At 44.5% G+C, this 13,388-nt stretch carries 11 protein-coding genes and 1 pseudogene; 2 read left to right on the forward strand and 10 right to left on the reverse strand.

The window, feature by feature from the left end; all coding sequences use genetic code 11:
* Positions 1–279: 279 nt before the first annotated feature.
* Positions 280–1,317: a LacI family DNA-binding transcriptional regulator gene (locus tag MHH49_RS02830; RefSeq protein WP_036675820.1), complete on the forward strand. Its 1,038-nt coding sequence runs from the start codon at positions 280–282 to the stop codon at positions 1,315–1,317.
* A gap of 104 nt (positions 1,318–1,421) precedes the next feature.
* Here the strand turns inward: MHH49_RS02830 and MHH49_RS02835 are convergent, their stop codons facing one another.
* The 6 genes from MHH49_RS02835 to MHH49_RS02860 all read right to left on the reverse strand — a co-directional run bounded on the left by MHH49_RS02835 (position 1,422) and on the right by MHH49_RS02860 (position 9,116).
* On the reverse strand, positions 1,422–2,228 hold the full coding sequence (locus MHH49_RS02835) for an AAA family ATPase (protein WP_176462605.1): 807 nt from the start codon (positions 2,226–2,228) through the stop codon (positions 1,422–1,424).
* Between the two features lie 323 nt (positions 2,229–2,551).
* Entirely contained in the window at positions 2,552–3,949 is a 1,398-nt protein-coding gene (locus tag MHH49_RS02840; RefSeq protein ID WP_038569377.1) for an MATE family efflux transporter, read from the reverse strand.
* A 281-nt stretch (positions 3,950–4,230) separates the two neighbouring features.
* Complete coding sequence (locus MHH49_RS02845) at positions 4,231–5,100, reverse strand: carbohydrate ABC transporter permease (protein WP_341137866.1); 870 nt, start codon at positions 5,098–5,100, stop codon at positions 4,231–4,233.
* Entirely contained in the window at positions 5,097–6,014 is a 918-nt protein-coding gene (locus MHH49_RS02850) for a carbohydrate ABC transporter permease (RefSeq protein WP_341137867.1), read from the reverse strand. The genes MHH49_RS02845 and MHH49_RS02850 overlap by 4 nt, the downstream gene beginning before the upstream one ends.
* 84 nt (positions 6,015–6,098) lie before the next feature.
* Entirely contained in the window at positions 6,099–7,499 is a 1,401-nt protein-coding gene (locus tag MHH49_RS02855; protein ID WP_341137868.1) for an ABC transporter substrate-binding protein, read from the reverse strand.
* A gap of 567 nt (positions 7,500–8,066) precedes the next feature.
* Complete coding sequence (locus MHH49_RS02860; protein ID WP_036675829.1) at positions 8,067–9,116, reverse strand: NAD(P)-dependent alcohol dehydrogenase; 1,050 nt, start codon at positions 9,114–9,116, stop codon at positions 8,067–8,069.
* Positions 9,117–9,236: 120 nt separating this feature from the next.
* Between MHH49_RS02860 and MHH49_RS02865 the strand changes: the two genes are divergently transcribed.
* On the forward strand, positions 9,237–9,653 hold the full coding sequence (locus MHH49_RS02865; protein ID WP_036675831.1) for a MerR family transcriptional regulator: 417 nt from the start codon (positions 9,237–9,239) through the stop codon (positions 9,651–9,653).
* A gap of 55 nt (positions 9,654–9,708) precedes the next feature.
* On the opposite strand, the gene MHH49_RS02870 is transcribed toward MHH49_RS02865, so the two are convergent.
* The 4 genes and pseudogenes from MHH49_RS02870 to MHH49_RS02885 all read right to left on the reverse strand — a co-directional run bounded on the left by MHH49_RS02870 (position 9,709) and on the right by MHH49_RS02885 (position 13,381).
* A complete protein-coding gene (locus MHH49_RS02870) occupies positions 9,709–10,347 on the reverse strand; it encodes a YczE/YyaS/YitT family protein (protein WP_036675832.1) in 639 nt (212 codons plus the stop codon).
* A gap of 139 nt (positions 10,348–10,486) precedes the next feature.
* Positions 10,487–10,765: pseudogene (locus MHH49_RS02875) on the reverse strand (sigma factor); the annotation flags it as partial.
* A 171-nt stretch (positions 10,766–10,936) separates the two neighbouring features.
* A complete protein-coding gene (locus tag MHH49_RS02880) occupies positions 10,937–12,364 on the reverse strand; it encodes a Sapep family Mn(2+)-dependent dipeptidase (protein ID WP_341137869.1) in 1,428 nt (475 codons plus the stop codon).
* Between the two features lie 21 nt (positions 12,365–12,385).
* Positions 12,386–13,381, reverse strand: coding sequence for an aldo/keto reductase (locus MHH49_RS02885; RefSeq protein WP_341120538.1), 996 nt, complete (start codon positions 13,379–13,381; stop codon positions 12,386–12,388).
* Between the last annotated feature and the right edge of the window lie 7 nt (positions 13,382–13,388).

Consider the following 13,388-nt stretch of genomic DNA (forward strand, 5'->3'; position numbering starts at 1 on the left):
GTTCATAAATGATGCATATAATTTTACATAATTACAAATACAGCCAATTTAAATAGGATTATATACTTTAAAGTCAACATATTCTCATGAATATGAAAAGAATAATACCTTTTTCGCACACTTATACGCCGATAAAATGTAAACTAAATTGTGCATTTGTAAATATCATATTGCTATTTTGAGTAAACTAATATACATTAAAGAGAGTTGGAATCATGCCAAATAGTACACTATTTGTGGCGAAGGTTAAGAACAAGAATATAGAGGTGAATTACATAGATGGCCAGGGAAAAAGTAACCATACAAGACATCGCGGATGCTTTAGGAATCTCCAGAAATACAGCTTCCAAAGCCTTAAATGGAACGAATGGTATACCTGATGAAACTAGAAACAAGGTTATAAAGAAAGCGATAGAGTTAAAATATAAACAATTTGCTTTTATGGACACCGAGAGTGTTCAACCAAGAAACTCTGGAAATATCGCTTTATTAACAGAAAACTTACCTAACACTTCCCACTTTGGATCGAAACTGATCAGTGGCATGGAGAAACGAATCAGTGCAGAAGGATATAATTTATCCATGCACATTATAAGAGACATTGATCAGGCGTCCCTGTCTCTTCCAAATAATTTTGATGTCGCCAATGTAGACGGAATTATTTGTATTGAGTTGTTCAATTCGGAATATAGTAAGCTGATTACAAGTCTTGGCATTCCAACTATTTTCATCGACTGTTCTGCAGATATCTGCTACCCTGAATTCCAAGCGGATGTACTTCTCATGGAAAACGAACATAGCACATATCAACTTACAAAAAAGTTAATTGATGGCGGTTACACATCACTGGGGTTCATCGGGGACTATAATCACTGTAGGAGCTTTAATGAAAGATGGGTGGGCTTTAATCGCGCATTGATAGAATCTGGCATCCAGCTTGATCTCTCACAATGTATTCTCGATGACGATCGACTATTTTTTTCGAATCCGGAGTGGGCAGATACTAGGCTGAGTCAAATCAATGAGCTTCCTTCTGCTTTCGTGTGTGCTAACGATTATATTGCGGTTACCTTTATGAAGTCACTCAAAAACATGCTTTCCATTCCTAATGACATCGTCATTTGTGGTTTTGATAATGGTCCTGAATCAAACATTGTTGAACCCCATCTCACTACTGTTCATATTTATAGTAATCAGATGGGTGTCAAAGCAGCCGAAATGCTACTTTCCCGAATTCATGATCCGAAGCAACCCTATCAGGTTTCTCATATTTATACCAAACTCATCATAAGAGACTCTACACCTAATATCAGTTGATGAATTTAAAAAGAACCCAAGCGATTAATAATTCCGTCGCTGGGGTTCTTTTTTTTCGTTGAATTGTTCCAATTACAATATCCTGTATATATAATCGCCCACAATTAGTTTATGGAAGGATTGTATTCTTCATAGGATAGAACAATATGCTCTCGTTTTAGCAGACAATGCTCTATGATCGCCTTACGTTTCGCTTTCAGGACAATTTGTTCAATATCAGCAAAACTGCAACCGGAAAGACGTTCGCATGCCTCCTCCATCAACCCAGCTTCACTTTCAAAGTCATTAATTAACAGTTCAACATATTGACGCCTACTTGATTCATCCGGGTTGGAATAAATCATTTTTGTATCAAACCTTCGCCAAATAGCTCTATCCAGTTCATTTTCTAGGTTCGTCGCTGCTACAAAAATGCTATTGTCACCAAAATCATCGAGACATTGCAGCAGTGTATTCACCGCACGGGCCATTTCTTTAACCTCGTCATTACTCTCCCGTGTTCTTGCAATGGCATCAAACTCATCCAGGAAAAGAACACAAGGAGATGCTTTGGCATACTCAAATATTTTCCGGATATTACTTCCTGTCTCACCCAAATGGCTGTGAATAATTGCATCAAGTCTAACTAGGATAAGTGGAAGCTCCAGCATTTGCGCCATATAAAATGCAGTAAGTGTTTTCCCTGTGCCCGGTGGACCATACATAACCACTTTATTGGGAATGGGAACTCGATGTTCTTCAAAGCTTCCCCTCATACCTAAGATCGTAATGAATTCTTCGACAATCTTTCGATTCATATCGGGTAGGACGAGATGTCTAACCTTTTTGGCACATTCTTTGGGTGTATAATAGGTACCCATATCAATCCCTTTTGCTCTGGGTAGACGTTGATTGTTGCTGCTTTTGTTCATTATTTATTAAAGCTCCTTTAAAATGGTTATTTTCAAGAAATCCAAAAGATCCTTTCTGAATCCAGTTCAACCTGCTCTAATTGCCGCTCGAAGTCCTCGTGAGGAACGATAGAGCCGGCTTGTGACCATTCATTATCCACAAATCAATTCAACTTCCAAATTATATTTATTCGTAATTATTACGATTTAAAATATCATACTTTCTTTTTGTTTATAATGTCAACCAGTAGCACAAAAAAGAGCCTTTATAGTTCCAAGGCTCTTTTGGGGTATATCTATTAAATTGTCCATCCAGGCAAAGCAGAAGTTCCAGCATCTTACCTTCACATATTGTAAGTCCTGGCTAGCTTGGACTTAGCTCTGAGCCGGGTGAATTCCTTAGTTACCAGGATTACCGTCCACACTACAACCACAGAATCAATCACAAGCGAACCCCAATATACTCCGGAGACGCCTAACCATCTTGGCAAAACAAGCATCACTGGCACATAAAAAACAAGTTGTCTGGTGATGCCGATAACGGCCGCCGGCTTCCCTTTATTAATCGCAGGGAAAAAGGTCATGGCCATAAAAATGAGCGACAATAACGGCAGAACCGCCATGTTCAACCGGAAATATAACATTTCGCTGGTTTTAAAGATTTGATCCGGCAGCATTAGTCCCAGAATGGAAGCCGGCGAGATCATGGAAATTATCCAGAAAGGCAAAGTCAGCAGCATGGAGACGAGTGTGAATATTTTATAGGCTTTGATGGCGCGCTCATACTGTTCTGCTCCAAAATTAATGCCGATGACTGGCTGCAAGGCGCGCATTAAACCGAATATCGGCGTCAACAGGAAGGTGAATACACGGAAAACCACACCATAAAATGCAATATCTGCTGTAGTCCCGTATCTCGACAGTGCATTAAATACTACAACAGCCTGTACCAGATTCATAAAGTTCATAATGAAAGAGGACATTCCCAGTCCAACTATGGATTTGATTGTGGCAGCATCCCGATAGATTGCAAAGACATTCGTTCGGAATGAGGCAAATCCTTTGCCAAAATAAATCCATCCCAGCAAGGTGTAGACCAGCATCCCGATATTTGTAGCCCAGGCAGCACCCTCTACTCCAAAATCCAGCCAGGCTACCAGAATATAATTGGACAATACATCAACTGCCAGTCCAATGCCCATTACCACGGCTGCCGATTTCATTTTCCCTTCGGCACGCACAATCATGTTGGCAGCCAGTCCATAAATCCAGAAAAATGAACCGATCACCGTAATTCTAAAATAGCTGTCTCCAAGAGCCAGAGTTTCCCCTTCTCCTCCCATAATTCGCACCAGCTGTGTGGAGAATAATAAACCTAACACCATATAGACAAGCGTTACAAGGATGGACAGATAATTAACATTCCCCATCAAACGCTTCTGCATTTCTTTGTCCTGCCTGCCGAGGGCTAAACTTAAAGCAGAACCGGCACCCACCCCGATCAAGGAGCCCAGTCCCAAGCTGATCTGGGTTAAAGGATAAGCTACCGAAACCCCAGCCAGTGCTTCCTCTCCGACAAACCTTCCCACAAATACAGCGGCAATAACCGCATTTAAGCCATAGAGAACCATTGCGATGATAGCGGGCCATGATAACTGGACCATAATATTCCATAGATTACCGTTGAGAATAAAATGCGTCTGCTTGTCTTTGCTGTTGTTTATCTGTGTTACAGTGTTCATAATGTGGATTTTCTCTCCTTCTTTTGACTGAATATGCGAAGTCCTCGTTCAAAGATTTACGGGACTCCTTACATTAACAAGTCTATAAGACAGGATGGCTAGCAACTACCGCAAAAGGGATTGTTTCTATCTCATAAAGGATTTTATCTTTAAAATTATATTTTCACAGCACAAATAAAGGGCACCCTATATCGCCAGGCTCTGTACTTAAGCCTTAGCAGAAAGGTGCCCCCATTAACACTTCAGAGCAGATTACAGTGCGCTATCTTTAGCCATTGGAGCTAATTTTTCAGTCCTGTCAACACGATTCCTTCTACGAAATATTTTTGACCAATCAGATAAAAAATGACGCCCGGCGCAAAGGACATACACGTAGCCGCCATCGTCAGCGACCAGTCCTGCTTTAGTTGTCCTCTAAAAGCGGTTAGTCCCAAGGCTATCGTGTACTTATCGCTTGAGTTTATGTAAATCATCTGTTGAAGTAGATCATTCCATAAACCGATAAAGATAAATAATGCCACAACGATCATTGCAGATTTAATGGCCGGCATAATAATGCTGAACAAAATGCGGTAATATCCAGCACCATCGATCGTTGCTGCTTGATCAAGCTCTCTCGGAATAGACATGATAAACTGCCTAATCAAAAAGATATTAAAAGCGCCACCACCACAGAAATAAGGCAAAATCAACGGCAGATAGCTGTCATGGATTCCTAAGCCTCTCGTCCACCCAATATATAGTGGAATAAGAGTAACCATGGCAGGTAGAAGCATCGAACCGACACAAAGCGCCCAAATCAATTTTTTGCCCCGAAAACGCAGTCTTGCAAAGGCATAACCGCATAAGGTCGCTGTAAAGGTTCCTGCCAAACAAGCGGGTACAATAATCATCATGGTGTTCCATAAATATTTCCAAAACTTAAAGATCTTTAGCGTTTCTGCATAGTTTGAAAACAACCAATTTCCTGGCAGCAGTGAAGGCGGATATTTGTATATCTCGGCATTCGACATGAGCGACGTGCGAAATATCCACCAGATTGGAAAGAGCACGAGTATAGTAAAAAAAATGACGACGACAAACGAGATCAGGTTCATCCATTGATTATTACGTTTTTTACTCTTTAATCTTCCGTATGTGGCTACACTCATTTGTCATCGCCTCCTTCATTAAAAATCCATAGGTTGGAGGTTTTGAATAATACACCAGTAAAGCCTGCAAGAATAACAAAAATAACGGCCGTTGTTGCACAAGCATACCCTAATTTATAATTTACAAAAGCTTGATCATACATCAGATAAGTTAAAAATCGTGAAGAATTACCCGGGCCGCCATTCGTTAATGAAAGAGCCGGCGTAACAATTTGGAGATTGGCAATCAAGCTCATTAACAAATTGTAAAAGATAATGGGCGACATGCACGGTAAAGTGATATGCAAGAATCGTTTCCATCCATTCGCACCATCCATTTCAGCCGCTTCATGGTAGACGACCGGAACATTTTGCAGCCCCGCTAAGAAAATAACAATTAAGTTACCTGACAGCCAAACTGAAATCAAGGATAGAGATGGAACAACATAGCTGGAATCCGCGATAAAAGAAACTTTGTTCAAACCAATCTCAGAGAGAATAAAGTTAAAAAATCCAAAATTAGCTTCGTATAACCAAGACCATCCTACATATATCGCGGCTGCCGGCAAAACGTACGGTACATAGAAAACAGCTCGGAAAAACCCTCTTGCCGGAATTTTACGATTCAGTAGCATCGCGATAAAAAGTGAATAAATCATGCCTCCAACTACCGATAAAACGGCAAAGTAGACCGTAGCTATAATAGAATCTTTAATATAAGGATCAGTGGTAAATAGATTAATATAATTCTCGAAGCCAATAAATTTGGGGTCTGAAAGTCCCGTCCAATTCGTTAAGCTGATCCCGAGCACCCCAATAAGAGGTAGATACGTTAGAAAGATCAGGCCAATGAAGGCAGGGATCAATAATATATACGCGGCTCGTGCCTCACCTGCATGGATACGTGAACGACGTTTCGGAGATTTATTAATCATTTCCATCTCTATCTCCCCACCTGAAGATCATAATATGGCCGCCGCGGGTGTGAGCTTGGCAACGGCCATTCTTTGCGGATTTTACTAATTGCCTAAATGGGCTGCTTTCAACGCATCCAGATTTTTAGAAATAGCATCCTTAGCGGTCGTCTTTCCCGTCCATACATCCCCTAGAACCGACCCGAGTAAGGTGTTAAACTCCGTCGTATGATTCGTATAGAACCACGCTGCGGGCTTCACAGCAGGTGATTGCGCATAATCGACTACTGCAGATTTATATTCGTCATAAACAGGGAAGTTAGGATTTTCGACCCATTTACGGGTAAGGGTCTCATCCGTGTACCACTTCTCCAGTGTCGGCATCCAGATTCCCGAGCTAATGAGGCCCCAGTTATTTTCTTCTGAGTTGTACCATTTCAGCCATTCCATCGCTTCTTTTGGATGCTTAGTCTGGGAGAACACGACATTGGCGCCACCCGTGTTGAGGGTAACCTTATCCTTCATGTAAGGCAATACTGCAACGCCATAGTTCAGGCCTTCATTCTTAGCCGTATTGAGACTAGTTCCCACGTTCCACGCACCGTTAGTAGCCATGGCAACAGTCCCTGCGATAATGGTTCGTTGAATGCCATCATCAGTCTGTCCGACAGACAACGGAGCAACATGATCCTTCAAGTAAAGATCTGCAACCTTCTGAATTCCCTCTATACTGGCGTCTTCTCCAATTCTCACCTCAGTCCCATCACCCGAATAGAACCCCCCACCATTACCAAGCGCCCAGGTCTCAAGCTGCCATGGTAAGTTATCAACGGATGCGCCAAACTGAACGATACTCTGCTCATTAAAGCCACTCTCATCAGGATGTTTACCATTTTTATCAAGGGTCAGCTTCTTTGCTGTTGTTACAAATTCCTCCCATGTCCACGCTTTATCCAGAGCGGCTGGGGGATAGGGTACATTGGCTTTGTCGAATATATCTTTGTTGTAATAGAGGAGTAAGATTTCATTGGCAGCCGCGTAGGCTACGGTTTTCCCTTGATATTTGTAGGCTAGGCTATCCAGTGGTTTGCTGTCGCTTCCTTCGTACATTGTATTTACATCATTCAGCATGCCTTGGGTAGACCACTGAACGACCCCATCTTCTCTGAGCATCCCTGTATCAGGTAATTGCTCTGCCGTAGCCATTGTATTCAGCTTGGTCATGTAGTTTTCCCAAGGAATTGCTTGTACTTCTACTTCAATTCTGTCTTGAGAAGCATTAAACTTATCCGCCACTCCCTGGGTTACATTTCCCTCTTCCGCACTTCCCCACATCGAATAGATAATTTTGACCTTCTCCTCAGGCTTGGAGGTGGCGTTCTCAGATGCTTTGGGTCCATCAGTTGCCTTGGTTGCTGTGTTTGTCTCATCTTTCGCGCAGCCAATGACACTTAATGCTAGTGCAGTTGAAAGAATACCTACCCCGAATGCTTTACCTACCTTCATTTCCCTCTCCCCCTTCATAATCACATAGATATGTCCAACCGTTTGACCCCCTAAGTTATTGAGTTAAACGTTTAGTACCAACTTTTTTTAATAATTCCAACCTTTGCTTGGAATCCGAAATTTCGGCCAGCCGATACGACTTTTAATATCGTAAATATTTTCAAAAAGTGGTATAGAGTCTTCATGAACTTGGGATGTTTTAATGAAGTAAGCGCTTTATTGTTATTGTGTCATGATTTTCTATTAGGGAAAATAGCATTTTTCAACCTGATTTTTAAAAATTCCAACCTTTAAAGAATCATCTTTTTCATAAAACAGCAGAATCAGCTGATCCAAAATATTCACTTGCAGTAACGACAATAAGCAGAGCCGCCCTCCTACCCCAATGGTAGAAGCACTGCTCTGCCTATTTAGCATTTATACACTACGCTGCTGTATGAAGCAACGCCGTTTTTCTATTCTCGAAACACAACTGCGTGAGATTTCCAGCTCCTTGCGATTTCCCGCTATGTTATCGAATTTCTTGAGGTTGTGGACACGAACCGATGTCAAGAAAGAGGACGTCTCTTATTCGTTCCCCATCGTGCTGATGTCGATGACAAACCGGTAACGGACATCTGAAGCAAGCACACGCTCCCAGGCTTCATCTATCCGGTCAGCAGAAATGACCTCGATTTCAGATGCAATATTATGTTCAGCGCAGAAATTAAGCATTTCCTGCGTTTCACGGATTCCGCCAATCATCGATCCGGCAAACGAACGGCGGTGGCCGATCAGCGAGAATACGTTAACTGCCAATGGATCAGCAGGCGCACCGACATTGACTAATGTACCATCCAGCGCTAGAAGTGAAAGATAGGCATCGATATCAATCTGTGCGCTTACTGTATTCACGATTAGATCGAATGAACCGGCAAGCTGCTTAAATGTCTCCGGATCGCTTGTGGCATAATAATGATCCGCTCCTAATTGCAATCCGTCTTCCTTCTTCTTCAGTGACTGTGATAACACAGTAACCTCAGCTCCCATAGCATGAGCAATCTTCACAGCCATGTGTCCAAGCCCGCCAAGACCCACTACAGCTACTTTTTTGCCGGGAGCGGCTCCCCAATGGCGCAGCGGTGAATAGGTGGTGATTCCTGCACACAAAAGCGGTGCAGCCGCGTCAAGCGGAATAGCGTCAGGAATCCGGACCACGAAGTCTTCTGTTACAACGATGTGCGTGGAATATCCGCCCTGTGTATAGTGACCGTGCCGGTCGATAGCTCCATAGGTGCCCGTATTTCCACTCAGGCAATACTGCTCCTCACCTTTCTGGCAATTACTGCACTCTCCACAGGAGTCAACCATACAACCTACCCCTACACGATCGCCAACTGTGTACTTTGTAACTTCGGAACCGACCTGGCTGACAATACCGGCGATCTCATGCCCTGGAACAAGTGGATACTTAACCGGTCCCCACTCCCCGCGGGCTGTATGAATATCCGAGTGGCAAATGCCCGCGTATTTAATCTCTATAAGAACATCGTGCGGCTGCAGATTCCGGCGTTCGATTGTAGTTAGCTTGAACGGGCCTTCCTGACTGAATGTAGCGCGTGCATTAACTTTTATCATAGTGAAACCTCTCTTCTAGTTAATATAAAAAACTGTAATGCCGACTTTACAAAACCTATGTTATTACTTAAAGTTAACTCTAAGTCAAGCACAAAATATAATTAAGACTGGAGATAGATGATGAAGACATACTCCATAAGTGAAGTTGCAGAATACTTTAATATGACATCACATACCCTGCGTTACTATGACAAGGAGGGGCTTTTGCCTTTTATAGAAAGAACCCCCAGCGGGAAACGCGTTTTCAAAGAAACGGATATGGACGCTTTAAAAGTAATTGAATGCCTGAAGTCATCCGGGATGCCGATTAAGGAAATAAAACATTTCATTGAGTGGTGCTCTGAGGGGGACTCCACCTTGCAGCAGAGATATGACATGTTCCTGGAGCGAAAAGCTTCCGTAGAAGCACAGATGGAAGAATTAAGAAAAACGATGGAAGTCATAGAACATAAATGCTTCTACTACAAGACCGCCTTGGATAGCGGCACGGAAGATGTTCATAAAAAAAATAACATTAAGAGTGCATTTACTCATTAGAAATGAACCTTCAAATTACAGTAAAGGCGGGGCAGATTGATCTGCCCCGCCTTTCTTAATTTGGACGCTTTTTTGCCAGCAGCTTCTCCGTAAAATTCACATCAAAAAAATGAATAATGGGTCCCAGACCAAGTGCGGACACTAGAGTTCCTAAGCCTATAACGCCTCCTGCCAGGAAGCAAATCAAAGCACAAAGCGCATCCGTAAACATCCGGTGCCAAAAATAAGATATTTTCGGGAAGTTATCCCTCATAATCAGGGACAGGCTGTCGTAAGGAGCTACTCCCACAGCCGATGTCTGATACAAGGATACCCCAAAACTGCATACCACCACGCCAATCGCTACGACGACCACCCTCTGCCATAACAGCTGAGGTTCGCCCAACAGAGATAGCCAAGTACTATGAAAGAACGTAGCGATATATCCCAAAAAGATTGCGTTTACAAAAGTCCCGGCTCCAATAAACCTTCGTCCGGTTATGAATTCGATTACAAACAATACCAGGTTCAGCAAGATCAGAAAATTTGCATATGTTATACCGACGCACTCTGCAAGTGCCATTACCATGCCGCTAAAGGGATCATTCCCCATGCCGGACAGCTTAAAAATACTGATTCCCATGCCCAGAAATACATTGCCGATAACCATAATAATCAATCGTTTTTTATCAACGTTATAAAGATAACCCTTCATATTGCCCATCCTATTTTTCATATTAAAATTGCACCATACAACAACCACGTCATTATATCATATATTCTATTGTTTGACGGTTATCTTTATTGATAGTATTCAATGATTTGGATAAGCAGATCGGTCAGCACTGAGCATTATTTTGAAGGGAACACTGCTTTTTCGATTTCAGATCTACTTCTTTAATGACATCATCAGCCTCGGAGCCAAGAATATCTATAAGTGTAATTTCATTACCTTCTTTGTCCGTCCCAATTGGATCATATAGGGATACGTCTTTACGTGTTTTCTTGAGCGAACGCAGGTGCATCAGGATTTCGTTTTCAATACAACGAGCAGCAAATGTGGCTAACCTTGTTCCTTTGTTTGGACGATAGCACTCAATAGATTTAATCAGGCCGATTGTGCCAATGGAGATCCACGCCCCAACAGAAAGAGTTGTCCAGTTCGAAGCCAAGTCTTTTTATTATCACAGAAAATGAAAATAAGCCCAGCTTCTAATGTCTGCTAAAAACCTTGGCAGCCAAGTTGCGTGGGCATAAAAAGTGTGTATTTATTTTCTTATCTGAAACCCGCCGCGCTGCTCACCTCACCCAGTCTCTTCTTGGTCACTCAGCAGCTGGTCAATTTCCACAATTGCCTTAATATAAATCTTGAATGCGTCCCAGATCTGGCTGATGCGCATGGCCTCGTCCGGCTGATGGCTGCTCCCTTTTCCTTCGGGAAAAGGAGTCTGTACATCGGTGCGAAGCGGGCCGAAGGCTACTGTGCGCGGCAGCCATCTGGCATACGTTGCCCCACCCATTGCATAGGGCGCTTGCGACAAGCCCAGCTCACTGTTGGCAAGTCTGCATAAGGCCGCTATGATCAGGTCATCCTTGTCCATGTAGTGTGGCGGACTGTCCGTCCACTCAGTCAGTGACAGTCCATGCTGCCGCGAGTAGGCTGCCAACTGCTCCCGCAGCGCATCCGCGGATTGTGACAGACCGTAACGGACATCGATTCCGATCCGAACGGTTCCCTCATTCCACGCTACGATGCCGGCATTGCTGGTGGTAGGACCCGTTTCATCCCTGTGAGTGATACCAAGCCCCTCCCCGTAAGGGTCACCCAGCGCTTGTGACAAAAAAGTGAGCACAGCACGCGCCGCAGCATCCTCAACCAGCTCATGCGCAAGGAGCGCCCCCGCCAGCTTTCTTGCCGCGTTTTGCGTCCCGGCAGGAAACGCCGCATGCCCGGCCTTACCCTGCGCGCGAACAACCGCTATCCCCTCTAGCTCCGCGACTTCAAACCCCTCCGACCGCAGCTTTTGCACTTCGTATGAGGTTAATCCGCGCAACCGGGCCTCCGCAACGGCGGGCACCATATTGTAATCCTCGCCAGCTTGAAAGGACAGCAACCTGTCGTCGGACGCGCTTCCAGTCACATCGGCTCGCACAATCCCTTTTTCCGCATAGCATACCGGATAATAAGCGTCAGCAACAATCCCGAAGGACGGCGACTGATGCTGGGACAGGAAATAGCGGATATCCCGCATGCCGCTCTCTTCGTTGACGCCCAGAAATACATAAGCATTATGATCCAGCCGCACGTTGGTCTCTTTGAAAAACTTCAGTACATAAAGCGCAAGCACAGCAGCCGATTTATTGTCCATCGCACCTCGGCCAAATAGAAACCCATCTTTCTCGAACGGGGAGAAGGGCGGAAAGCTCCAGCCCCGCCCTGCGGGCACCACGTCCAGATGGGCGAACAAGCCGATGCCCTCCTCACTGTCTCCCAGCTGCACCTTAATGCCATAGCCAGCAAAAGCCGTTACCGACAAGTCTTCCCGCGCGGCCAACTGCTCCGCCTCACGCAATACAGCAGCGCATTCGGCACCAAAAGGCTCCGGGCTATCCGGATGAAAGGTGGTGTCCACGCTCGGCACACGAATCAGACGTTTGATATCTTCGAGAATCGCCGCTTGATGATCGGTTAGAAACTGTTCAACCTGCTTGTCCAGCTCCATACTGGTCATAATCGCTCACCCCTTTCAGGTTTACAGCTCGGCTGCAAGTTCCAGCTTTTGTAGACGGAAATCCAGCTCAGCTATGACATTTGGCGGCAGTACTACCTCGGCACCGGCAATATTCTCATGAAGGTGCTTTTCCTTGCGAATGCCGCAAATCACATTGACATTGGCATGCTTGTTCAACAAATAGGCTACGGCAATAGAACTGGCGCTAACCCCATATTCACTTCCGATCTCAACCAGACCGCCGGCAAACTCAGTGGCCAGCTTCAGGTTGCGTCCATGCCACCAGGCATCGTTCTGGCGGGGATCGTTCGGCTCCAGCACATGATCAGGCCGAATATGTCCTGTCAGTAACCCTTGCGCCAGCGGCGAATACGCATGGAAGCTAATCTGATGCTCGTTGCACAGAGGCAGGATCGCCTGCTCGGGTTCTCTGGACAGCATATTGAATTTTTTTTGCACGATTGAGATTTCACCATAATCGATGTAGCTCTGCACGTGATGCGGCTCGCAATTGGACGCGCCTATGGCGCGAATCTTGCCTTCCTGCTTCAGTTGCATCAGCACCTCGATCGTTTCTTCAATTGGTGTTAGAAAAGGCTCCATCGCCGGATTATGTGTATAGTAAATATCGATATAATCCGTCCCTAACCGCTTCAGGCTTTGCTCCACCTCCATGCGAATCGTTCGCGGGCTCAAATTCCGCTTCACGCGATGCCCGTCCCAGGTAAAACGATAACTGCCTTCCTCGTCACCCCACCACAAGCCGCATTTTGTCGAAATAATGACATTATCCCGCCGGCCTTTGATCGCTTGCCCAACGATTTCCTCACTGTGCCCAAAGCCGTAAACCGGGGCAGTATCAATTATATTGATGCCCAGATCCAGCGCGGCATGAATGGCGCGAATCGATTCCGTATCATTGGTATCTGGGAACTGGAATCCTCCACCAATACCGAAAGCGCCGAAAGTAACGACAGAGGCTTGTATGCCGCTCTGTCCAATCTCCTTATATCTCATCGTGACT

The organism is Paenibacillus sp. FSL F4-0122 (genome assembly GCF_038002845.1).
GTDB classification, from domain to species: domain Bacteria; phylum Bacillota; class Bacilli; order Paenibacillales; family Paenibacillaceae; genus Paenibacillus_AQ; species Paenibacillus_AQ odorifer.